The organism is Finegoldia sp. BIOML-A1 (assembly GCF_009678325.1).
Classification (GTDB): Bacteria; Bacillota; Clostridia; order Tissierellales; family Peptoniphilaceae; genus Finegoldia; species Finegoldia magna.
Genome location: NZ_WKZF01000004.1, coordinates 121088 through 146990 on the forward strand (window position 1 = coordinate 121088; position 25903 = coordinate 146990).

Here is a 25903-nt window from a genome sequence, read left to right on the forward strand (position 1 = left end):
TTTTTATCGAAACAAACAGGAGGAAAAATATATGCACGAAAATAAAAATGAACAGAATACGGGAACAAAAACCATAAAGAAAATTGGTAAAGCAACCTATGAGGTTGTTGTTCACTTTAATGAAAATGCAACGGAAACAATGCAAGACAAATTAAAACGCATAATGATTAGAGAAATGGAGAGAGAAAAACATCAAAAAGTCGATAAAAATGATTAGAAAGTCCTTGACAAGTTGTTACAGGAAAAACTGCCAAGTCAATTCTAATATCTTGTGGAGCAAGACTTGCACCTTTTGATATAAGAGAGCTTAGAGAACTAATGAGCGAAGATGAATTAGAGCTTGATAAAATTGGAGATAGAAAAACTGCTTTATTCGTAATAATATCAGATACAGATGATACCTTTAACTTTGTAGTTTCAATAATGTATTCTCAACTATTTAATCTTCTATGTGATAAGGCAGATGATGTGTATGGTGGAAGACTTCCAGTTCATGTTAGGTGTCTACTTGATGAGTTTGCAAATATAGGATTAATTCCTAAATTTGAAAAATTGATTGCAACAATTCGTTCAAGAGAAATATCGGCAAGCATAATACTGCAAGCACAATCTCAATTAAAAGCAATCTATAAAGACCATGCAGATACAATAGTTGGTAACTGCGACTCTACACTCTTTTTAGGAGGAAAAGAAAAAACAACAGTAAAAGAATTATCTGAAACCTTAGGAAAAGAAACCATAGACCTATATAACACATCAGAAACAAGATCCAATCAAAAATCTTTTGGTCTAAATTACCAAAAAACTGGCAAGGAACTTATGAGTCAAGATGAAATAACTGTAATGGATGGCGGTAAGTGTATTTATCAGTTAAGAGGAGTAAGACCTTTTCTATCTGATAAATTCGATATTACAAAGCATAAGAATTACAAGTTGTTGGAAGATTATGATAAGAAAAACTTGTTTGATGTGGAAGAGTATTTAACAAATAGAGATAAAATAAAAATAAACAGGAACAGTTTGATTACAAGATTATGAATTAAGCCTAGGATAAAAATATTTTTGGTATAATATCTATATAAACCATGGAGGTAGGCATATGAGGTCTTATGAAAGTAAGGAAGAATTAAAAAATGAGATAAAGAAAACTTTTGGAAAATATATTTCAGAGTTTGATAATATCCCAGAAGAATTAAAAGATAAAAGAGTAGATCAAGTTGATAGGACACCAGCTGAAAATCTTGCCTATCAAGTAGGTTGGACAACTTTAGTTTTGAAATGGGAAGAAGATGAAAAAAAGGGAATTGAGGTTAAAACGCCATCTGACAAATTTAAGTGGAATCAACTTGGAGAATTGTATCAATGGTTTACAGATACCTATGCTCATAAATCGTTAAAGGAATTAAAAGAACAACTATCACAGAATATAGAAGATATTTACTCTTTGATAGATAATCTTACAGAGGAAGAATTATTTAAACCACATATGAGAAAATGGGCAGATGAAGCAACAAAAACTGCAACTTGGGAAGTATATAAATTTATCCATGTAAATACAGTAGCACCATTTGGAACATTTAGGACTAAGATTAGAAAATGGAAAAAACTTAATAATTTTGTGAATGTAATTAAATAATAAGGTTGGTGCTTTAATTGAATTATGAAAAATTTAAAAAAATAATAAATAGAAAAACCTCTATAATAGTATTAGATACAAATGTAATACTTGACTTAGCTCGATATTCATTATACAGTAGCAAAAACATATTAGAAATTTTCAAGGAGTGTAAGGATTTAATATGGATTCCGAATCAAGTGTATAAAGAATTTAATAAAAATAAATATAGCGTATTCGGACAATTGAAAAAAAAGTATCAAAATTTTGAAAAAGATTTACTAAGAGTAATTGAAAGGAGTCAAAAAAATTTAGAGAGTGTCTTGATTAAATCATCTAAATATAATTATTTTGGAAGAAAAAATTTGGAGAATGATTTAAATAACAAGTTAGTTGAATTAAAACAAATAATCAAATCTTATAAAAATAGTGTTGGTATTGAATATGATGAAATAACAACAGATTCTCCTGAAATAATTAAAGATATAGATAATCTTATTTCATATTTAGAAAAAAATAATAGGATAGGTAATAGGATAAGGTTTAGTGAACAATTAAAAATTATTAGAGAGGGTGAACTTAGGTATAAATATAAAATTCCGCCTGGATATGAGGACATTAATAAAGATGGAGTTGAAAAATTTGGAGATTTATTTGTTTGGAAAGAGATATTAGATTTACCAGTTGAAAAATCAGTAAAAGATATTATTTTTATTACGAATGATATAAAAGAAGACTGGTGGAGTAAGGATAGTCAAGATAATTTAGTAGTTCACGATAAATTATTAAGTGAATTTAAAGAAAAAAATCCAAATGTAAATATTGAATTTTTAACAACAGGAATGTTTCAGAATTTCGCTTCAAAAGTATATGATAGATATGATTTTAATGTTTATGTAGATTTAAATAGAAAAGATGTGTCATATGTAGAAAGAGTAAAACAAGATATTTCTAATGATATAGTTGACAGTATTTATAATAACAACTATTATTATCTAGAATCGTATGTTATTGGAAGTGAGGGTATTGAAGAATTAGATATAAATAATTGTGAATTCAATGAGATATTAGATACTTATGAAGAGTTTACAGACGAGATTGTTAGTATAACTTATGAGCTAGAATATTTAATAAATTTAAGTTGTGTATCCTTTGATTATTGGGGACGTGATGATGATACAAAAGAAGTCATACAATCACCACCAATAGAACAAGAATTTAGTGGAAGTGTCATAGTTAATGTCACAAGATTAATTAATAAAGATGATATCGAAGAAGATTCTTTTTATATTAATAATGATAAAGAATATACAGATATTGAAATAATTGAAATTCAGATAGATCAAGATTCTATAAACAAAAATGAAGAAGACTACGATGACTCTTATTTAGAAGAGGAGAATTACAATAATGATTATGCATTTATTTGCTCTAAATGTGGAAAGGGATTTAAGGATAGGCGAGAAGATGTAGGTGGTATTTGTCGAGATTGTTCATTTAATGATTAATAATATAGGATATTTTATTAAAGCAGTAATTATAAAGTTTACTGCTTTTTTTATACTCAAAATTAGGAGGTTAAGATGTTAAGGATAAGAGCTCCTACTTAGAACAATTTAATAAGGAATAATGTATAGCGATTGGAAATAAATAGATCCAGTCGCTTTTTTAATTGAAATTTATAGATTAAGGAGAAGAAATTAATGGATAGAGAAATGATAAATATTAATGCAAATTTAGTTAAAGAAGTGGAATTATCAGAATTTGAAAGAGATGGAGAAAAAGTAGATGTAGCAAATTTTACTCTCATTAAAAAATATGGTAAAGGAAAAGAATATATAAATTGTTCAGTCTACGGAGAAAAAAGCGAACGTGCAAAAGAATTAGATAAAGGAGATCTAATCCATGTCTTTGGATATTTCAAAGAAAACAAAAAAGGAGATAAGGTCTACAAGAATTTTATAGTTAAATCACTAAATAAAATAGAAAATAAGAAAGAAAACGAGGAGGAATAATATGGAATTTTTTACAGCTGGAGTTGGAGTTTTAAAGACACTTGTAACTGCAATTGGTGCAGGTTTAGGAGCATGGGGAGTTATTAACTTAATGGAAGGTTATGGTAATGATAACCCTGGTGCTAAATCTCAAGGTATTAAGCAGCTTATGGCTGGTGGGGGAATTGTACTAATCGGTATTAAATTAATTCCACTACTTGCAAATGCTTTAAAATAGGAGAAAGTCTATGTTTGGTATCTTTGACAAGCTAACTGAATTTTTTAAGGATATGCTACTCGGAGGTATCAAAGCAAATCTTGAGTCCATGTTCTTAGATATAAATGACAAGGTAGGAGTTATTGCAACTGATGTTGGGAAGACACCAATGGGTTGGAATGGAGAAGTGTATAACTTCATAAAAAACATTAATGATAATGTGATCGTTCCAATAGCAGGTCTTATCATAACAGCAGTTTTATGTATTGAACTCATAAATATGGTTATGCAAAAGAATAATATGCACGATACAGATACTTTTGAGTTTTTCAAATACATTATAAAGATGTTTATAGCAGTCTACCTTGCAAGCCATGCCTTTGAATTTTCAATGGCAGTCTTTGATGTGGCACAAAATCTTGTAAACAAAGCGGCAGGGGTAATCACTACTTCTGCCACTGTTTCAGGAGATCAGATAGTTGCAATGGTTGATACATTAAAAGAAAAAGAAATAGGTGAGCTTTTAATGATACTAGTTGAAACAAGCCTTGTAAGGATTGCAATTCAATGTATATCTTTAACTATTACATTAATAGTATATGGGCGTATGTTTGAAATATATGTCTACTCATCAGTATCATCCATACCATTTGCGACTATGGGAAATAAAGAATGGGGTCAGATTGGAACAAATTATATCAAGGGACTTTTTGCCTTGGGACTACAAGGTTTGTTTTTGATGATATGTTTAGGTATCTACACCGTTTTAATAAGGACGGTACAGATTACAGATATTCACGCAAGCTTGTTTAGTATATTAGGATATGCTCTACTACTTGGACTTATGATGTTTAAGAGTGGAACAGTTGCAAAAAGTATTATGAATACGCACTAGGAGGAATAAATGTTAAAAAAGAAAAATTGTGCTTTATTGGGACTTGGAATTTTATTAGGAGGAACTTATGAAATCTTAAAAGAGAAAAAAAGAAATGAAGAGATTAGAAACTTAAAGAGGAGAATAAATAGACTCGGAAGATGTCACAATGAATTTGTTATGTATCAAGGAGAATACAATGACAGAAATGAAGAAAAACAAGAAGAATTAGAAGAAAGAATTAGCTACCTAGAAGAGGAAACAACATCTAATTATGACCATATACTTGAACTTTCCAAAGAAGAAGTAGAGGGAGATTAAAATGGCATATGTACCAATACCAAAAGATTTGGATAAGATTAAAACAAAGGTTGCCTTTAACTTAACTAAAAGACAACTTATAGGTTTTTCTGTGGCAGGAATAATTGGCATACCAACTTATTTATTTATGAAGAAATATCTACCTAATGATGTTTCAATTATTGTAATGCTAATAGTAACCCTGCCAATCTTTTTTATAACCTTATATGAAAAAGATACCTTAACTTTTGAAAAATATTTTAAATTTTTCTATCTTCATAAGTTTTATCAACCAACTAAGAGAATAAGAAAGGAGGCATACATTGAAGCAAAGAAAAAAGCAAATCAGCGACTTAAATCTAAGGGAAAAACAATTAAAAAAAGACCGAAAGGAAGTAAGAAGGCTAAAAACAAAGAAAGATCCAACAAATAGTCTTCTAAGTGTACTTTTAAAGAAAGAGAAAAAGAAATATACAGTTGAGGATACTATTCCATATATAAGAATGTTACCAGAGGGCATTTGCCAGTTAGATGAAAAAAATTATTCGAAGACAATTTCATTTCAAGATATAAATTACCAGTTGGCATTGGAAGAAGATAGAGATTTAATCTTTAACCAATTTGCCAACTTTTTAAATTCTTTTGATCCAAGTGTCCACGTTGAACTTTCATATGTAAATCAATTAGGAAGAAATAGAGACCTACAAGATGCAATTAAAATTGCTGATAAGGGAGACTTTTATGACGATGTAAGAAAAGAATTTAGGGAGATGTTAAAGCTTCAACTTGCAAAGGGAAATAACGGACTTAAAAAGATGAAGTATATAACCTTTACAACAGAAGCCGATAATCTAGAGCAAGCAAGGGCAAAGTTAAATAGACTTGAAGTAGATATTTTATCTAACTTTAAATCTATGGGAGTAAGAGCAGAGAGTCTTGATGGCGAAGAAAGATTAAGACTTGTTCACGATATGTTAAATCCAGACAAGAACTTTGATTTTTCATATAAAGATTTGAAGAAAAAAGAGTCTACAAAATCACATATAACTCCCAATATCTTTAATTTTGCACCAGCAAATAATTTTAAATTTGGGAAATTCATTGGAGCAGTAAGTCATTTTCAAATACTTGCAAGTGAGTTATCAGACAGAATGTTATCTGAGTTTTTAGATATTGATGACAATATTTATGTAGCTTTTCATATAGATGTAGTTGAACAAGCAGAAGCTATTAAACTCATTAAAAGAAAAAATACAGACCTAGACAGAATGAAAATTGAAGAACAAAAGAAAGCAGTTCGTGCTGGATATGATATGGATATTATTCCTTCAGATATAAATACTTTTGGTGCGGATGTTAAGTCCATGTTATCTGACTTACAAAATAGAGATGAAAGGCTCTTTGTAGTTACCATAGTAATGATGAATTTTGCTAGGACTAATCAAAAATTAGAAAATACAATTGCTCAAATTTCATCAATTGCTAACAGACATAATTGTCAGGTGAAAAGATTATCTCATCAGCAAGAGCAAGGACTTGTTTCTGTCTTACCTCTAGGAGTTAACCAAGTCGAGATAAAAAGATTTTTAACTTCATCATCAACGGCAGTATTTATGCCTTTTACAACAGAAGAGCTATTTATTGATTCAGCAAATTCTTTGTACTATGGCTTAAATGCCCTTAGCCAAAACTTAATTATGGCAGATAGGAAGAAACTCAAGAACCCTAACGGATTAATATTAGGAACACCAGGTTCTGGTAAATCTTTCTCGGCAAAGAGAGAGATGGCAAATGCAATTCTTGTAACAGACGATGATGTAATTATTTGTGATCCTGAAGGCGAGTATTCAAACCTTGTAAAACAATTTAATGGAGAAGTTATTAAAGTTTCAGCAAAGTCAAAGGACTACCTTAATCCACTAGATATTAATATGAACTATGGAGATGGGGACGCACCTTTAAAGGATAAGGCAAACTTCATAATGTCTATGCTTGAACTTGTAGTAGGAGGATCTGGTCTTACTGCTGCAGAAAAATCAGTTATAGATAGGTGCTTGCCAAAGATATACCAAAAGTATTTTGAAGACCCTAAGCCAGAAAATATGCCAATATTAGGAGATTTATACGATATGCTCCTATCTCAAGAAGAGGGAGTTGGTAGAAAACTAGCAACAGAAATGGAAATTTATGTTAAGGGAAGTCTTAATGTCTTTAATAATAGGTCAAATGTTGATCTAAATAGGCAATTGCTTTGCTTTGATATAAAAGAGCTAGGAACACAACTTAAAAAAATAGGTATGCTTGTAATTCAAGACCAGGTTTGGAACAAGGTTTCCCTTAATAGAGGAAGCAAGTCTACAAGATACTATATAGATGAGTTCCACCTTTTATTAAAAGACCCACAAACTGCTTCATATTCAGTAGAAATCTGGAAAAGATTTAGAAAATGGGGAGGTATTCCAACAGTTATAACTCAAAACGTAAAAGACCTTTTAACAAGTCTGGAAATTGAAAATATCTTTGATAATACAGACTTTGTTCTAATGTTAAATCAAGCATCTGGGGATAGAGATATTCTTGCTAAGAAATTAAAAATATCGCCTTATCAGTTAAACTATATTACTAATTCAAATGCAGGTGAGGGATTACTATTCTTTGGAAATACTATTGTTCCATTTATTGATAAATTCCCTAAAGACACCATGTTATATAAGCTAATGACAACAAAACCAGAAGAAGCTAAGTAGGTGTGATATGGATAAGAAACTAAAAAAAGATTTTCAAAAGAAAATTATACGAAATAGGGACGCTCCTGAAAAAAATATGGATAGTAAACTTGTTCATTCAGATGATTATACAAATAAGATTATTAAGACTAAGGATAGGTTTGGAGATAAAATTTCAGAAAAAGAATCTAAACTTATTCATGAGAATGTATTAGCTAAAGATAAAAAACAAGATAAACTAAAAGATTTTCAGAAGACTAAAAACAAGGAAAGAATTAGAAAAGAAGTTTTAGATAATAAATATAAGACTGAAGAAATAAAACAAGCTAATCTTGAAATAAGGACAGATGAAAGCTTTAAACTTGATGAAGACTTAGATGTAGACTTCAAAAAAGTAAATTTTGATAGTGAAAACAGTAGAAATATTAATTCTAATAAAAAAACAACAGATGATATTTCAGCTAAGGCTCAACCAATAAACAATAAGAAGGCATCAAGTAAAAGACAAGTTCTTAAAAATTATGAAGATAAACTTATCCATAGTAAGGATAAATTCCAAGACAAAATTAACGAGAGAGAGTCTAAGCGAATCCAGACAAGTGAAGATAAACCTATTGAAGCGAAGAAAAGTAAGAGAATATATAGAAAAGATAAGCTTGTTAAAGATGAAGTAAGTAAGAATGAAAGTAATACTAATATCGATAAAATGCAAAAGCAGAAACTTTATCAAGAAAAGAAGTTTATAGATAAGGAAAAAATTTCTAAAGAGATAGATAAAGAAAATAAGCCAAGCTAAGTTGATACAGATAAGACTTTTGACAATTCTGAGCTTAAAGACAATAATCAAGAATTTATAAAAGATGAAAAGGAAACAAGCCTTAAACCTTCAGAACAAAAGAAAGTTAATAAAAAGAAGACTTACTACAAGAGAAAAAATTATGAAAGTGATAAATTCACTCGCAAGAAAATCGATGACTTAAAAAATGAATCTAAGAAAGTTACAACGAAATATTCTAAGAAAGCACAAGATGTTAAAGACTTTATCTCAGATAAAAAGATTGGAGAGCTTGAAAAGTCTAAAAGTAAGCTAAAGGATAATATCTTAAAGAATAAAACTAAAGGAAGTCTATCTTCTGGGGTTTTATTATCTGGAGCTAAGTCATCAGAGTTAGTGAGAGATTATCTAAGTTCAGGATCTGACAATACTGGTGTGGAATCTGGAGAAAAGGCCGCTAATGTAAGCTCTAAACTCCAGCATGGAATAAGGAAGTATAAGCTAGACAAAAAGAAAAAGTCCTTAAAAAAGCTATCTAAACTTGATAAGAAAATAAAAAAGAGAAAAAGCAAGTTGGAGTTTAAAAGTGGCTTGGAAGATTTAAAAAAGTCAGATGCCTATATAAAGAAAAATAGATTTAAGAAGTTTTACCAGAGAAAACAAATGAAAAGCATGATAGCTAAAAAGCACGAAACAAGACTTGTAGATAGAGTTAAAAAAGCTATTTTAAGTTTAGGTAAGGCTTCTAAAGAGCTAATCATAAGAAAAAGTAAGATGATTCTATTTCTAGTAATAGGACTAGGTCTTATGCTATCAATCATGATTGGTGGTGGAAGTGTTGGTATGAGTGGACTAAGTAACTCTGTTAACTCAGTAATGACAACAACATACCTATCACAAGACACAGTTCTAAGTGAAGTTAATCAAGAATTTTCATCAATGGAGTATGACCTACAATCACAAATCGAAAGTGTAAAAACAAGTCATCCTGGATATGACGAATATATCATAAACAAAGAAGGAGAAATTGGTCATAATACCCATGAACTTTTATCCTATATAACTTCAAGATGTGGAGAAGTAAAGTCAGCATCTGAAGTAAAAGGAATTTTAAAAGAACTTTTCGATAAGATGTATAAGCTTGATTTTAAGGAAGAAATTGAGATTAGAACAAGAACAGTAGCAAGAACTAGATATGATAGTCGTGGCAATCCTTATACTAGCTATGAAAAAGAAGAGTACGAATATAAAAAGTTAATTGTAACTTTAAAGAAAAAAGAAATGGATGAAGTTGTTAGAGAAATATTTAAAGATTATCCAGACAATGTAGTTCATTATGAAGCTCTTCTTGAAGCTAAGGGAAATATGGGTGATGTTTTTGGATCAGGTAATGGGGACTTAGAAGAAATAGTAGAGAATCCAAACTTTGGAAATCCTGGTCTTGCTTTTGATTCAGCCACTGCCAAAGCCTTATTTAATGAAGCAGAAAAACATATAGGCAAAAGATATGTGTTTGGAGCAAGTGGACCATCTAACTTTGACTGTTCAGGTTTTGTATGTTGGTCATTCACAAAGTCAGGAGTAAAGAGAATGCCAAGAACAACTGCATGGAGAATATACAAAGACTATTGTAATCCAGTAAGTCCAAGTGAAGCTCAACCTGGAGATATTATATTTTTTCATTCAACATATAACAGTGGAACTCCAATATCTCATGTAGGAATATACGCAGGTAACGGAATGATGATTCACGCAGGAGATCCAATTCAATACACATCAATAAATTCAAAATATTGGAAATCGCACTTTTATGGTTTTGGAAGACCAAGATAGAAGGGAGATATTATGTGAACAGAAAACTTATAAGTATTAGAAACAAAAAGAAAAAAATAGAAGAGAAATTAAAAGATTTAAATGCAAAATACAAGGAAATTTGCGATGAAGAAATACAAGTTGAAAATGAAGAAATAATTGTAACTCTTAGGAGGAACAATATTAGTTTGGAAGAATTAATGGAGAAAATTAATGATAGAAAAAGAGAAGAAAAATTAAAAGAAAAGGAGAACATTCATAATGAAGAAATTTAATACGAACAGATTAAGAGCCTTTTTTATGGCTCTTTTATTAGTTTTAACATCAACCTCAACTACTAATGTACTAGCTAAAGCTGATGATACAGATGGTAGTAAAAAAGTTATAGAAAGTTCAATAAGTAAAATTAGTGATTTAGAAAATCAGATCAAAGACTTAAATGATAAGAAACAAGAAGACCAATCAAAGATAGATGAATTAAAGGAAAAGTTAGAATCTTGCAAAGATAATGGAGAAAAACTAAAACAAGAAAAGTCTAAGCTAGAAGAAGAAATTAGAGATAAAGACAATAAGATTGCTCAATTGGAAAAAGAAATTGAGGATCTTAAAAACTCCAATAATGATGAACTAATAGCAGAAATCACTCAGCTTAAAGATGAATTAAAAAGATTACAAGATGGAAATGTAAAACTAAAAGAAGATTATTCATCTACAAAATGGGAGTTAGAAGCTGAGAAAGAAAAGACCGACAAAAACGAAAATAAAATCAAAGAAATGCAAGAAAAGCTCGAGTCTTTAGAAGAGGAATTTGCAAAGAAGACTAAAGAAATTGAGGATAAAGATAATAAAATTAAGGACTTAGAAAAAGCTCTTGATGAAAAAGATAATAAGATAAAAGAATTAGAGAATAAAAAGAAAGAAACAGAAAAGACTAAGTCAGAATGCTTTAAGAAAATTGAAGAGCTTCAAAAGGCTATTGATAGTTTAAAAGAATCTTCTGAAAATACAAAAAAAGAATTAGAAGAGAAAATTAAAGGGCTAGAAGAAAAACAAAAAGCTTCTGAAGAAGAAATTAAAAAGCTAAAAGAAGAATTAGATAAGAAAATTGAAGAAGCAAAGAAGTTAATCGAGGAAGCAAATAAAAAAGCGAAAGAAAAACTTGAGAAACAAGCTAAAGATGAAAAAGACAAAAACCTAAACCAAGACTTATCTAAGAAATTAGATGAACTTCTAAAACTTCAAAAAGAAAACAAAGAGAAGAAAGAAGATAAGAAATCTCAAGATAAGAAGTGGGACGAAATTTTGAAAGCTGATGACAAGAATATCCTAAATCAATTTGATCTTAACAAGATGAAAAAGCAAGAGGAACAACAAGGCAAAAAACAAGTTAAAGATGAAAAAGAATTTGCAGTTTTTCAAGTAGACAAAAACTTCTATAACATTATCAATAAAGATGGTAAGACAACAGTCTATATGGATGTAAAAACTTATGTAGATCATGGAAGAACTATGATTCCAGTAAGATATATTGCTTATACTCTAGGTTTTAATGTTGAGTATGACAACTCTACTCGTGAAGCCATTTTTTCAAACAAAGAGAATAATATCTTAGCTAAAAAGACATTAAGACTAAATATTGATACTGGTGTTATGAAAGATTCAGATGGAAAGGTCTACAATTCAGATGTTAAGCCAGTGATTATAAATGGAAGAATTCATGCTTCAATTTCAAATATTGCTAAAGCTTTCGGAGCAAGTCATGGAGATATTAAAGATGGTAAAAACCAAACAATAGAATGGGACAATGCTAGAAAAGCAGTCTATGTATTTAAAAATGTAAAATAAGAAAGGATAGAAAAATGAATAAGAGCATTAAACGAGGAGTAGCCATAGCGTTACTCCTTTTTACATTTACAGTACCAGCAACTACATTTGCTATGACAAATGAAGGACAGATAGAAAGTCAAAACGAATCAATCTATGAACCACAAAAAGAAGAATTTGAAAAAATGTTGAAAGATGATGTTTTTACACCATCAAAAGAAGAAATTCCTTATCAAGATGTTCCAAGAATACCAGGAAATACAAGTGAAGCAACCAAGCCTTCAAATAATCCTCCTAAGAAAACACCACTTGTAAAAGGTGGTAATACAAAGGCAGTAAATAATCTTGCAACACAAGAGAATAAGGCAAGAGGTTCAGTAATTGAAAATGTAGATAGGAACGGAAAAGATATTACACCAAGTGGAGACACAGAAAAAGATAAAGAAAATCCAGTAGATGTAAGACAATTCTTAACTTTTCAAACTAAAAGTGGAAAAACTATGCACCTAATAGTGGATCACTCATCAAATCAAGATAATGTAAGGTTATTAACAGAAGTAGGAGAGCAAGACCTACTTAATATGATTGAATCAGAAGATAAAAATACTATAAAGGTTGAAGAACCTAAGAAAGAAGAAGTAAAAAAAGAAGAACCTAAGACTGTTCCAGTAAAAGAAGAAAAGAAAAGCGGGATAGGTTCATTTCTAATTGTTGCACTTGTAATTGGAGGAGTTATAGGAGCAGGATATTATTTTAAGGTAGTCAAAGCTAAAGAAGACAAAATGTTGGAAGACTTTGAAGAAGATGATGAGGATTATATTAGTGAGTCAGAAGATGATGACGATAATGAAGAAAGTAATGAAGAATCACTAGATGATGATGACGATGAACTATTATAAAGATATGAAAATTAAGTACAATTGAATTTTTGTCACGAATATGATACAATATCCGTGACAAAGGAGGATTGTAATGAGTTCATATACAGAAAAAATATCAGATAAAATAAATGATTTTGACTCACATAAAGTATTTTTTGCTAATGACTTTTTAGATATTGCATCTAATGCTACGGTTAGACAAATACTAAAAAGATTAGCAGATGAAGATAAAATCAAGCGCGTCATCGATGGTTTTTATTACAATCCAAAATACAGTGAGTTAATTGGAGAATATGAAGCAGTATCAATTCACGAGTTGGCACTTGCCATAGCGAGAAAATACAATTGGAATATTGCACCATATAGTAGCACAGCCTTAAACCTATTAGGACTTTCAACACAAGTACCAACACATTATAAATATATATCTAGTGGAAGATATAAAGAATATAAAATTGGAGATACAATTTTAGAATTTAAAAAAGTAAATCCAGGAGAGATTGCCAATATGTCCCTAAAGACTGCAACAGTTATTCAAGCAATTAAGTCTTTAGGTAAAGAAGATATAACCAGAGAAGTTATACAAAAGATAAGAGAAAACTTAACTGAAAAAGAAAGAATAGACTTAATGAACGAATCAAAATCAGTTCCTGCATGGGTATATGAAGTAATAAGGGAAATTTGTGAGGGCAAAAATGAATAAGTTTTATATAGAAGACAAAGAAGACTTAAGAGTTTTAATAGTAAATACAGCCAGAAAGAAAAATATATCTGAAGCAGTCATTGAAAAAGACTATTGGGTTACTTTTATCTTGGACTATCTATTTAATGAAAATAAATGGAAAGAATATTTTACTTTTAAGGGTGGCACATCACTGTCAAAGTGTTTTGGACTTATAGAAAGATTTTCTGAAGATATAGATCTAATCTTAGATTGGCGAGTATTAGGTTATGAAGAAAAAGAACCATGGATAGAAAGGTCAAATACCAAGCAAGATAAATTCAACAAAGCAGTTAATGAAAAGACAGAAGTATTTTTAAGAGATGAATTTTTAAAAGTTTTAGAAGAAGATTTAAATGACATGGACTTTGAATTTTGGGTTGATAGTCTTGATCCACAAACAATTCTATGTAAATATCCTAAAATCTTTGAATCTAATTATTTAACACAAAATATAAGACTCGAAATAGGAAGTCTTGCAGCATGGACACCTGCAATCGATGTTGAAATATTACCAATAATTGGAGAAGCCTATCCAAATGTATTTAAAGAAAAAACTTGCATAAGAACAGTATCAGCAGAGAGAACCTTTTGGGAAAAGGCAACTATACTTCATCATGAAGCGAATAGACCAGAATCTTCTCCTATGCCACATAGGTATGCAAGACACTTTTATGACCTATATAAAATAGCAAATTCAGATTTTAAAAACAAAGCCTCAGAGGACAAGGATTTATTAAAAAAGGTGACTGAATTTAAAATGAAATTCTATCCTAGGAAGTGGGCAAAGTATGAAGAAGCACTAAATGGTAGATTAAGATTAGTCCCAAGAGAGTACAGATTTTCTGAAATAGAAAAAGATTATAAGGCTATGGCAGAAATGATTTATGGAGACTATCCAGACTTTGAAGAGATTATAAAAGTTCTTCAAGAACTAGAAAAAGAAATTAATAAGTAAGTAGAATTCTCCCGAAAAGAATATGATATTCAGGAGAAATACTTTGAGCGAGAGAGAAATCTTTCGCTCTTTTTTTATTTATGGAGGTATTAATGAAGTTAGTAATAGCAGAAAAGCCAAGTGTAGCAGTTACAATTGCAAAAGTAATTGGAGCAAGAACAAGAAAAAGCGGATATTATGAGGGAGGTGGATATATTGTTTCTTGGTGTGTCGGTCATTTAATTCAAATGGCAAGTCCAGAAAGACACAATGAAAAATGGAAGAAATGGACAATAGACACTCTTCCTATAATTCCAGAAGAATATATTTATGAAGTATCTAAAAGCACTAAGAAACAATATGGAGTTTTAAAGATACTTTTAAACGATAAGAACATCGACACAGTTATAAATGCTTGTGATGCTGGAAGAGAGGGAGAACTTATTTTTAGGCTTGTATATAATCAAGCTAAATGTAAAAAGAAGATTCAAAGACTTTGGATATCTTCAATGGAAAACAAAGCTATTGAAGATGGCTTTAGAAATCTTAAAGGCGGAGAAAACTTTGAAGACTTATATAGATCGGCAAGTGCAAGATCTATTGCGGATTGGTTGGTAGGAATGAATCTAAGCAGGCTTTATTCGTGCATTTACAAGGAAACATATTCAGTTGGTAGAGTACAAACACCAACCCTATATTTAATAGCTAAAAGAGATAGCGAAATAAACCTATTTAAGAAGCAAAAATATTATACAGTTGACCTATCTTATGGAGAATTAAAACTTGTATCAGATAGGATTGATAAAATTGAAGTTGCAGAGCAACTATTAAATCTACTAGAAGATGAAATAGTTATTACAGAGATAGAAGATAAAGAAATAAGCACAAAACCAGATAAGCCTTATGATCTCACTACCTTACAAAGAGAAGCGAATAAATATTTTGGATATTCAGCAAATGACACTTTAAACCTGGCACAAAGCTTGTACGAGAAGAAGCTAATCACATATCCAAGAACAGATAGTAGATATTTAACCGATGATATGGTTAATACTATGAAAGAATTATTAGAAGGACTTGAAGATGATTTTAAAATCAATGAATCAAACTTTAAGTCTATTTTTAATTCATCTAAGGTTACAGACCACTATGCGATTATTCCTACTATATCAGGTATTGGAAAAGCCAAAGATTTATCTGATAAAGAAAGCAAAATCTATAATCTAATTAAGGATAAATTACTTGCTTCATGTTCGGATAACTTAAAGGAATCTAGTAGAAAAATCAGATATGAATATGATAAATTTAACTTCAATGCAAGTGGCAAGACTATAATCGATGAAGGTTATACCAAGTATCTAAAGAGCTATGGAAAAGAAAAACAAAAAAATGAATTACCAGATATAAAGACTGGAGATAAAATTAAGCTAACTTCTAAAAATATATCGGAGAAATTCACCAAAGCCCCAAGTCATTATAATGAAGATACACTTTTAAAGACTATGGAGAATGCAGGAGTAGAATCTTTGGATAAAGCTATAGAAGTAGAAAGAAAAGGCTTAGGAACACCAGCTACAAGAGCAGGAATTATCGAAAATCTTATCCATAAGGATCTTATAAGAAGAGATAAGAAAAATCTACTTGTAACAGAAAAAGGCAATAGACTTGTATCGATTGTAGAGGATAAGTTTAAATCAGCAGAAACAACATCTGAATGGGAAATGAAACTTGCAAAGATTAGCTCTGGCGAAGTTGATAAAGAAGACTTTTTAAGAGAAATAGAAGATAGTATAAAGGAGCTTGTAGATAGGTACAAGAATAATCTAAATGAATAAGGTAAAAATATTAGAGCTTTTCGGCGGCATAGGTGCTATTAGAAAGGCTTTTATTAATTTAAAGATACCTTATGAAGTTGTTGATTATGTAGAAATAGATAAGGCTTGTGTTAAATCATACAACGCACTTTATGGAGAAGATTATAAAGCAAAATCAGTAGTAGGATATAAAGCTCCTAATGAGAAGATAGACTTAGTTATGCATGGAAGTCCTTGCCAAGACTTTTCAAGAATAGGAAAAAAGCAGGGAGGAGCAAAGAATTCAGGAACTAGATCAAGCTTACTATTTGAAACAATTAGAATAATTAAAGAAATGAAAGACAAACCTAAATGGATAATTTGGGAAAATGTAAAGGGAGTCCTTGATAGAAATATGAGGGACTCCTTTTTTATTTATCTAAAAGAGCTAGAGAGCCTAGGATATGAAAGCAAGTATAAAATCTTAAATGCAATGGACTTTGGGATACCTCAAAAAAGGGAGAGGATATTTGTTGTTTCATGTCTTGGAGCAAATAACTTTTCTTTTAATAAATTGGAGAGGAAAGAAACAAGACCACTAAGTGAATTTTTTGAAAAGGATGTAAGTGAACTTTATACAATGACCCAACCTTATATGCTGAAATTTTTAAATAAAGGTATAGATAACAGTTTTAGAGGGCGACTAAAAGTGATTAAAGATTTTTCTTATACTATTTCTACAAAACAGATGAGAGTACCTAATTCTGGAATAATAGATATTGGAAATGGTCAGTATAGGTATTTAACAGAAAGAGAATGTTTAAGACTAATGGGTTTTGATGACAGTGATATTAACAAACTAGAAGAAGCACATCCAAGAAGAAAAAATTGCACTTCAAGTAAACTATATAAGCAGGCCGGCAATTCTATTGTGGTCGATATTTTAATGGCTATTATAAAAGAAATTCATAGAATGGAGGTATAAAATGCAAGTAAATGATTTTAAGAATATACAAGAAGCTATAAAATATGAAGTGTTACAAGATGAAAAAGAATATTTAAAACTCTTAAAGGTTGTAGGTAACAATCAAAAATATGATTTTTCTAGCCAACTAAGTATATATAACAAAGAACCTGAAGCTAGAGCTTGTGCGACTTTTGAAATGTGGAAAAAATATTTTGGCAGAGTTGTTATGAGAGGTCAAAAGGGCATTCCAATTTTAGTTGGAAGTGATATAAACAAAAAAGTTTCATATATTTTTGATATTAGTCAGACCACATCAATGGATAGGAATATTAATGAGGTTAGCTTATGGCAATTTGACCACGAAAACCATAACGAGGCTTTAAAAGAAATAATAAATAATTCTTCATTTGAAGCTAGTGATTCACTCAATGAAAATATATTTTCTTTGAGTCGAATTTATGGAGATGAATATATTAACTTGGCTCTTGCTGATTTAAGGATAGATATAGAGGATAGACTTAGTTTTGAAAAGTTTATGAGGGACTCAATATCCTATGCGGTAGCTAATAGGTTTAATACAGCCTACCCTATGGATATGGAAAATTTAAAAAATAATTTTTCTAGGATTAATACAATTTCTTTAGAGCAGATAGGTCTTGTAATATCAAGGGTTAGTGAAGATATTATAGATAGAACAATAGAAAAATCTAAGGAAATGGATCGAGCTAGGCTGCTGACAGAAAGGGCTGGTGGCGACTATAATAGAGATATAGAAAATATAAATGAAGATAGAGGAGGTCAAGATGATTTATATAGACGAGATGATAGGTCAAGAAGTAGAGATGGACGAGTTTTCACAGATGGAAGCGACAGAGGAAATAGCGATGAAGATCGAAGAGAAAACCTTGGACATGATGGAGAAGGATCTGGAATTTATGGAGAGATATCCGAATCCGACATACGCAGTTCTAAGACTGTCTTACCTAGTAGGGAGCGAGGACATGGAGAACTGGAAGAAACTTCAGGAAATGTACGAGGAGAAAACACTTTTGAACCATCTGAAAGAAATTCAGAATCAGGCAGTGGACTTTATCAAGAGAGAGAAAGTCAAGATGATGAAAGCACAAGGATTGACAGAGAAGATGATGAGAGAGAATCCAGAGGAATATCAAGGACAGATGAACAACTTGATGGCAACAGTGAAGAAAATGGCAATCAAGGAATACGTAGAAGCTTAGAAAATGAAATAAGCCAAGAAAAGGAAGCTGATGAAGCTTCTTTTTTTGATAGCAAAACCACTGAAAACAGAAAAGATTACTGGATTGTAGAATTTAATGAAAACCACGAATTAGTTCCCGATTATAGTGCGCAGATAGTAACCAAAGAATTAATAAATGTCCTAAGACAAAAGGATATTGATGTTAAATACCATAATCAAACTCTTGGAGAAAATGAATTTAGAGAAATGACTGATGATTATATCGGATATTTCAAATTCTATTTTGACCACTATGTAGACGGCGAAGTTGTCGAGCATTATAGGATTGACCTTGGTGATGGTGAAGAAGTAAATGAGCGTGAATTTTCATATTTAGAAGAACAAGTTGCATTAAGTGAGGAAAAATCATTACAAGAAGAAGTTAAGGAAAAGATAGAGCCTAAGTTTAAGATAGGTGATCAGGTTAGATATAAGTATAAAGACTTTACTATTACAGATTTTGATGAACTAAGTGGAGGACTTAAAACTGTAACTATCAGAGATAATATGGAATATATGGGAGGTATGATTAGGGGTTCGGAAGTAATTCCATATAGAAACGATTCATACCTTGAAGAAATCTTTGAAAATCTAAGTCAAACATCAGAAAAACTAGCAGTAAAAGTTGGAAAAGAATTTATTTTAGAAAATGAGAATGCTTTTCGTGGAATTAACTTAATTGAAACAGAAACTAAAGTAGAAGTTAATGGAGAAGAATTTTCTTTATATAAGGGCGAAACATTTGAAGAAAGTAGAAAGATTGATGACCTTTTAGATAGTGGAAATTATGAGATATACAAATTACCTGAGCATGAAAATCAAATTGAAAGACAAGTAGAACAAGAAAGCTTTATTGATAACTACAATCCCGAAATTGACCAAATGATGGATAGGTATGATGTCCCAAGGGAAGCAGCCGAAAACTTATTGAGGGGTAAAGAGGATTTAAAAAATCTAGGCTATGAACCTAATAAGGAAAAGCTAAGTTTTGCTAGAAATTATGACTTGAAAAATCATATCTACTCAGAATACCTTACACCATCAGAAAAGCTAGATAAAAATATAAAAGCTATTAAAATGCTAAAAAGACTTGAAAATGAAAATAGGAGTCCAAGAGAGTATGAGCAAGCCTATCTGGCTGACTATTTAGGTTGGGGAGGTCTTTCCGATGTCTTTGATGAAGAAAAAGGAGGACAATGGCTTGAAGCAAGGAATATTTTAAAGGAAAATCTAACGAATGAAGAGTATTTGAATGCTAAAGAGTCTACTCTAACATCCTTTTATACACCTAGAGAGGTAATGGATGGGATATATAAGACCCTAACAGATATGGGATTTAAGACTGGAAATATCCTTGAACCGTCTGCAGGAGTTGGTAACTTCATTGGTAATATGCCAAGTGAAATACAAGCGTCTAAAATCTATGGAGTAGAAAAAGATAGCCTAAGCGGAAGAATAGCAAGAGAACTTTATCCTGAAGCTAATATTCAAATTAAAGGCTTTGAAGAGACAAACTTCTCAAATAACTTTTTTGATTTAGTTATAGGAAATGTTCCTTTTGGAGATTTTAAAGTTAACGATCGTGAATATAACAGAAATAACTTTCTGATTCACGATTATTTTTTTGCAAAGTCAATAGATAAGGTTAGGAATGGAGGAATTATTGCCTTCATAACATCATCTGGAACTATGGATAAAAAAGATGAATCTGTTAGAAAATATATTAATGCAAGGTGTGAATTTTTAGGAGCTATGAGGCTACCTAATAAAACATTTAAAGGACTTGCTGGTACAGAAGTTACTTCAGATATTATTTTCTTAAAAAAGAGAGATTCAGTTATAGAAAGAGATGACGATTGGATACACCTATCAACTGATAAAAAGGGTTTGACTTACAACAAATATTTTGTAGATAATCCTCAAATGGTATTAGGAGATATGAAAGAAGTATCTGGTAGATTTGGAAATACAATTACTTGTGATGAAAAAGAAAACGAAAATCTAAAGGATTTAATGGATCTTGCAAGTAAGGAAATATCTTCAAATTCAAAATATGAAGAGGTCGAACTATTGGAAGATGAAGAATTAAGTCTTCCAGCAACAGATGATGTTAAAAACTTTTCTTACACTATTATTGACGAAGAAGTCTACCTAAGAGAAAACTCAGTATTAATTAAGCAGAATATATCAGATAAAAATAAAGAAAAAATAAAAGATTATCTTGATGTAATGAATGCTTTGAAAGATGTAATAGAAAAGCAAAAGGATGATTTTTCAGATGAAGAAATAAAAGAATCACAAGCAAAGTTAAATGAAGTCTATGATAACTTTTCAAAGAAACATGGCTTTATTAACTCCTTATCAAACACTAGAGCCTTAAAGGAAGACTCAAACTTTCCTTTGGTTTCATCAATAGAAATACTTGATGATGAGGATAATTTCAAAGCTAAGAGTGATATATTCTCAAAAAGAACAATAACAAAGGCAAAAGTAGTAGATCATGTAGATACTTCCCTTGAAGCTTTAGTCTTATCTGTTTCACAAAAAGGATATGTAGATTTTGAATATATGGAATCTATCACAAGTAAAGATAGGGATACCTTAATTGGTGAGCTTGAGGGCGAGATATTTTTAGATATTAAGGATACAGACCTAATAAATAACAGAATGCCCTTTGAAAACTTTAATAATGACGATCCCTTTCATTTTTCATATGTATCAGCTGATGAATATTTAAGTGGCAATATTAGAGAAAAAATTGGCTACCTCAATTCATATATCGGAGAAATCGAAAATGTAATAGATTTAGCACCTTCTGAAAAGAAAGACACATTATTAAACGAGTTAGGCAAACTCAAATATCAAAGAGAAAAATTACAAGAAGTTATGCCTGAAGAACTCACTGCTTCTGATATAAATGTAAGGTTAGGAGCAACATGGATACCTCAGAAAGATATAGAAGACTTTACTTTTAATCTTTTAAAAACACCTGGCTATGATAGGTGGAATATAAATGTTAGGTTCTCACCAAATACAAGTGAATGGAACATTGAAGGTAAAAGTGTTGACTCAACTAATGATCTTGCTAACATGACTTATGGTACAAGTAGAGTGAATGCCTATAAGCTAATTGAAAATGCTCTTAATCTAAAAGATACAAAGGTATTTGACCAAGTAATAAATGATGATGGTTCTAAGACTTCTGTATTAAACAAAAAAGAAACTATGCTTGCAAGTCAAAAGCAAGAACTGATTAAAGAAGAATTCAAAAATTGGATATTTGAAGATCCTGATAGAAGATATAGGCTAGAAAAAATTTATAATGAAAAATTCAATTCTATTAGGAATAGAGAATTTGATGGATCTAACTTAACTTTTGATGGAATGAATACTGAAATCAGACTACGAGAACATCAAAAAAATGCCATAGCAAGGACTCTTTATGGTGGAAATACACTACTTGCCCATGTAGTGGGAGCAGGAAAAACTTTTGAAATGGTAGCTTCTGCTATGGAATCTAAAAAGTTAGGACTTGCAAGTAAATCATTATTTGTAGTTCCTAACCATCTAACTACTCAAATTGGTAGAGAGTTTATGCAATTATATCCGTCAGCAAATATTATGGTGGCCGATAAAAAAGACTTTCAACCGAAAAATAGAAAAAGATTTATTGGTAGGATTGCAACGGGAGAATATGACGCAGTCATCATAGGACACTCTCAATTTGAAAAAATACCAATGTCTAAGGAATACCAAGTTAGACATATACAAGACCAAATAGACGATATAGTTTCCTTTATTGATGAGAATAAAAGAAATAGAGGGGAAAATTTCACAGTAAAACAACTGGAAAAGACAAAGAAGAAGCTTTTGGTAAGACTGGAAAAACTAAATGATGATTTTAAAAAAGATGATGTAATAACCTTTGAAGAGCTAGGAGTAGATAAGTTATTTATAGACGAAGCTCATAATTACAAAAACCTATTTTTGCATACAAAGATGAGAAATGTTGCGGGTATCGGTCAGAGTGAAGCCTTTAAGTCTTCGGATATGTATATGAAATGTAGGTATATGGATGAAATGACAGATGGTAAGGGAGTTGTATTTGCTACTGGTACACCAATATCAAATTCAATGACAGAGCTTTATACAATGCAAAGATACCTTCAATATGACGATTTAAAAACAAGAGGATTAGAACATTTTGATGCCTGGGCTTCTACTTTTGGAGAAACAGAAAACACATTTGAATTATCTCCAGAAGGCACTGGATATAGGCAAAAGACAAGATTTTCAAAGTTTTATAACTTGCCAGAACTGATGAGCATGTTTAAAGAAGTAGCAGATATAAAGACTTCAGATATGTTAAATTTGCCAGTGCCAGAAGCAAATTTTGAAGTTATTAAAACAAAACCTACTGAGGAACAAAAAGAAATATTAGAAGCTATTTCAGAAAGAGCAGACGCAGTTAGAAACAACCAAGTCGAACCAACAGAAGATAACATGCTAAAGATTACAAATGATGGTAAAAAACTTGCCCTTGACCAAAGATTAATAAATCCATTACTTCCAGATGATCCTAATTCAAAGGTAAATGTATGTGTTAAAAATATCTTTTCAATCTGGGATAAGACAAAAGAAGATTCATCGACTCAATTAGTATTTTCGGATATGTCCACACCAAAAGGAGATGGAGAATTTAATATTTATGATGATATTAGAAATAAGCTAGTGAATATGGGAATACCTAAAGAAGAAATAGCCTTTATCCACGAAGCAGATACAGACAAACAAAAAGATGAACTATTCTCCAAGGTAAGAAGAGGAGAAGTAAGAGTATTATTAGGCTCTACACAAAAAATGGGAGCAGGTACAAATGTACAAAATAAACTAATAGCCTTACATGATTTAGATGTCCCTTGGAGACCATCTGACCTAGAGCAAAGAAGTGGTAGAATTGTTCGTCAAGGTAATGAAAATGATAAGGTAAATATATTTAGATATGTAACTGAGAATACCTTCGATGCGTATTTGTGGCAGACAATAGAGAATAAGCAGAAATTCATATCCCAAATTATGACTTCAAAAACTCCAGTAAGAGTTGCTGAAGATGTTGATGAAGCAAGTCTATCTTATTCAGAAATTAAGGCTTTAGCTACTGGTAATCCTCTAATTAAAGAAAAGATGGATTTAGATAACGAAGTTACAAAACTAAAAATGCTGGAAGCAAACTACAAGTCTAATAAATATAAGCTTGAAGATAAGGTAAATAAGATTTATCCCCAAAGTATTTTAAAAACTGAAATGGAAATAAAAGCAGTTAAAGAAGATATTGCAAGTGTTGAAAAATTAGGAGAAGGGGATAGCAAATTTACTTCAATTAGTCTTGGTGCAAATAAAATTTTAGATAAGAAAGAAGCTGGAGAGAAGCTACTAGAAGAAATAAAAAAGGTAAAGATAAATGATAGTAAGGTCATTGGTAAATATAGAAATTTAGACTTACAAGTTTCATATAACTTTATGACCAATACTCACACTTTTAAACTTCTAGGAAAAGCAGAATACTTTGGAGAGTTTTCAAACTCTACTGATGGTAATATAACAAGGCTTGATAATGCCATTGAAAAAATACCTTCAAGACTTGAAAGGTTAAATCAAAACCTAGAAAATTATAAAGAATCTTTAGAAAATGCCAAAGTAGAATTAACTAAACCATTTGAAAAAGCAGATGAGTTAAGGGATAAGACACTAAGACTAGCTGAGATTAATAAACTTTTAGATATGGGAGAAGTAGAAGAATTAGAAAACCAATCACCATTATTAGAAGATTTAAAGAGGGCGATAGTTGATTATTCTAACTATGAGTTTTCAGAATATAATAGCTATGAAGACTTCGACAAACTATACCCTGATTTAAGTCATATAGGACTTGCCTATACAGAAACACCTGATGGTAAGCATTCTATTCAATATGAGGTAAATTTGGAAGAAAAAACATGGACTCAGTATGTAGATAATGTAGCTATTAGAACAGAATCTTTTGTAGAGGAAGATATATCTAACTCACAAGCTATTAAAGATATGACCGAAGCCATAAAGATGTCTAGTTTTGATGATCTGGTAGCAGTAGATGAAGAAGATTTAAAACAAGCCTTAGGATTAGAAATAGATGATGATGGAAACTTCTATGATCCACTAGCAAAAGATCTGGACAATGATGGAATACCAGATAGGTATGACAATGATTTTAAAGATAGTGATTACTTTGAATCAACTTATGATGTAGAGGATAATCTTCACGCAAGGGAAGAGAAGCCATCAATATTAGGACAAATATCAAAATTTAAATCTGAAGAAGAAAAAGATAAAAATCAAGAAAAAAACGAAAAAGGACAAGAAAGGTAGAGGAGGGCTAAAAGCTCTCCTTATTTAGTACAAGGAGGAAATTATGGAATACAAAGATATTAGAGAAAACTTAGAAGAAATGATGAATGATAATTACAAGGATTTTATAAAAGCACTTGTGAGTATAGAAAAAGGTGTTAATGATGAAAAGGCACTTGAAGAAGTCTATGTTTTATTTATGATCAAAGACACAACAGGTCTATTAAATGATGACTTTGACTATATGATTGATGATATGAAAGAACAAGGTAAGATTGTTGAAAATACCAATGAACTTGAAGAAAAAGATGACCTCATAAATCTCGTGGGTAATATAGCTGGCAAAGTAGAAAATCTTGAACGAGAAAATGCTAATGGAGAAAAGTTCAAAGTAAGTAATTTTTCTCTTGTTTCAAAAGATGACGATGGGAATAAAATTTATACGAATTGTTCAGCCTATGGAGATAAGACAAAAGATTTAGAGAACCTAAAACAAGGAGATTTTGTTAAAATATTTGGTCAAGTAAAAACAAGCATTGACAACAAAGGAAAAGAACATAAAAATGTTCGTATTTTGTCTTCTAAGCTCTTAAAAGCAAAAGAACAAGTAAAGAGTCAAGGCAAGGATAAAAAGTCCATATTAGGGCAAATAAAAAGCTTTAAGACAGATGACAAAACTAAATCAAACAAGAAAGACCATAGCAAAGGTGCAGAGAGATAAATATCGGCAGTCTTCGGACTGCCTTTATTGTAAGAAGAAAACCCCCAGTTAGACTGGGGGTTCAGTATAGCTTTAGCGATGAAAAACCAACAAAAAACCTCCTA

At 30.8% G+C, this 25903-nt stretch carries 18 protein-coding genes and 2 pseudogenes; all 20 read left to right on the plus strand.

Annotation, left to right across the window (positions count from 1 at the left end):
- Positions 1-31 precede the first annotated feature (31 nt).
- The 20 genes and pseudogenes from GKG00_RS05465 to GKG00_RS05560 all read left to right on the plus strand — a co-directional run bounded on the left by GKG00_RS05465 (position 32) and on the right by GKG00_RS05560 (position 25799).
- Positions 32-217 (plus strand): transposon-encoded TnpW family protein, encoded by a 186-nt coding sequence (locus GKG00_RS05465; RefSeq protein ID WP_002416380.1) that lies wholly within the window; start codon positions 32-34, stop codon positions 215-217.
- 23 nt (positions 218-240) lie between these two features.
- Positions 241-1038 (plus strand): annotated as a pseudogene (locus tag GKG00_RS05470) (TraG/TraD/VirD4 family protein); the annotation flags it as partial.
- Positions 1039-1099: 61 nt separating this feature from the next.
- On the plus strand, positions 1100-1636 hold the full coding sequence (locus GKG00_RS05475) for a ClbS/DfsB family four-helix bundle protein (protein WP_001258251.1): 537 nt from the start codon (positions 1100-1102) through the stop codon (positions 1634-1636).
- A 17-nt stretch (positions 1637-1653) separates the two neighbouring features.
- On the plus strand, positions 1654-3123 hold the full coding sequence (locus GKG00_RS05480) for a PIN-like domain-containing protein (RefSeq protein WP_001105422.1): 1470 nt from the start codon (positions 1654-1656) through the stop codon (positions 3121-3123).
- A gap of 195 nt (positions 3124-3318) precedes the next feature.
- The gene (locus GKG00_RS05485; protein WP_002839977.1) at positions 3319-3630 is read left to right on the plus strand and encodes a hypothetical protein; all 312 of its coding nucleotides are present in this window, start codon (positions 3319-3321) and stop codon (positions 3628-3630) included.
- A gap of 1 nt (position 3631) precedes the next feature.
- Complete coding sequence (locus tag GKG00_RS05490; protein WP_000394203.1) at positions 3632-3847, plus strand: Maff2 family mobile element protein; 216 nt, start codon at positions 3632-3634, stop codon at positions 3845-3847.
- Positions 3848-3857: 10 nt separating this feature from the next.
- Positions 3858-4721: a VirB6/TrbL-like conjugal transfer protein, CD1112 family gene (locus tag GKG00_RS05495; protein ID WP_000466917.1), complete on the plus strand. Its 864-nt coding sequence runs from the start codon at positions 3858-3860 to the stop codon at positions 4719-4721.
- A gap of 9 nt (positions 4722-4730) precedes the next feature.
- Positions 4731-5021, plus strand: a complete 291-nt coding sequence (locus GKG00_RS05500) for a hypothetical protein (RefSeq protein ID WP_002838520.1) — start codon at positions 4731-4733, stop codon at positions 5019-5021.
- 1 nt (position 5022) lies between these two features.
- On the plus strand, positions 5023-5433 hold the full coding sequence (locus GKG00_RS05505) for a PrgI family protein (protein ID WP_154254634.1): 411 nt from the start codon (positions 5023-5025) through the stop codon (positions 5431-5433).
- A complete protein-coding gene (locus GKG00_RS05510) occupies positions 5324-7747 on the plus strand; it encodes a VirB4-like conjugal transfer ATPase, CD1110 family (RefSeq protein ID WP_154254635.1) in 2424 nt (807 codons plus the stop codon). The genes GKG00_RS05505 and GKG00_RS05510 overlap by 110 nt, the downstream gene beginning before the upstream one ends.
- Positions 7748-7754: 7 nt before the next feature.
- Positions 7755-10334 (plus strand): annotated as a pseudogene (locus tag GKG00_RS05515) (NlpC/P60 family protein).
- 14 nt (positions 10335-10348) lie between these two features.
- Positions 10349-10588 (plus strand): hypothetical protein, encoded by a 240-nt coding sequence (locus GKG00_RS05520; RefSeq protein ID WP_001080402.1) that lies wholly within the window; start codon positions 10349-10351, stop codon positions 10586-10588.
- Complete coding sequence (locus tag GKG00_RS05525; protein WP_154254637.1) at positions 10575-12158, plus strand: stalk domain-containing protein; 1584 nt, start codon at positions 10575-10577, stop codon at positions 12156-12158. Before GKG00_RS05520 ends, GKG00_RS05525 begins: the two co-directional genes overlap by 14 nt.
- 14 nt (positions 12159-12172) lie before the next feature.
- The gene (locus tag GKG00_RS05530) at positions 12173-13036 is read left to right on the plus strand and encodes a CD1107 family mobile element protein (protein ID WP_154254638.1); all 864 of its coding nucleotides are present in this window, start codon (positions 12173-12175) and stop codon (positions 13034-13036) included.
- A gap of 73 nt (positions 13037-13109) precedes the next feature.
- Positions 13110-13721, plus strand: a complete 612-nt coding sequence (locus GKG00_RS05535; RefSeq protein WP_154254639.1) for a DUF6088 family protein — start codon at positions 13110-13112, stop codon at positions 13719-13721.
- The gene (locus GKG00_RS05540) at positions 13714-14697 is read left to right on the plus strand and encodes a nucleotidyl transferase AbiEii/AbiGii toxin family protein (RefSeq protein WP_154254640.1); all 984 of its coding nucleotides are present in this window, start codon (positions 13714-13716) and stop codon (positions 14695-14697) included. The genes GKG00_RS05535 and GKG00_RS05540 overlap by 8 nt, the downstream gene beginning before the upstream one ends.
- 92 nt (positions 14698-14789) lie before the next feature.
- Positions 14790-16511 carry a DNA topoisomerase 3 gene (locus tag GKG00_RS05545; RefSeq protein ID WP_154254641.1) on the plus strand — a complete coding sequence of 574 codons (1722 nt, stop codon included), beginning with the start codon at positions 14790-14792 and terminating at the stop codon, positions 16509-16511.
- The gene (gene dcm, locus GKG00_RS05550; RefSeq protein ID WP_016502693.1) at positions 16504-17454 is read left to right on the plus strand and encodes a DNA (cytosine-5-)-methyltransferase; all 951 of its coding nucleotides are present in this window, start codon (positions 16504-16506) and stop codon (positions 17452-17454) included. The genes GKG00_RS05545 and dcm overlap by 8 nt, the downstream gene beginning before the upstream one ends.
- 1 nt (position 17455) lies before the next feature.
- On the plus strand, positions 17456-25099 hold the full coding sequence (locus tag GKG00_RS05555) for a helicase-related protein (protein ID WP_154254642.1): 7644 nt from the start codon (positions 17456-17458) through the stop codon (positions 25097-25099).
- Between the two features lie 43 nt (positions 25100-25142).
- A complete protein-coding gene (locus GKG00_RS05560; protein WP_154254643.1) occupies positions 25143-25799 on the plus strand; it encodes a DNA-binding protein in 657 nt (218 codons plus the stop codon).
- The last annotated feature ends 104 nt before the right edge of the window (positions 25800-25903 follow it).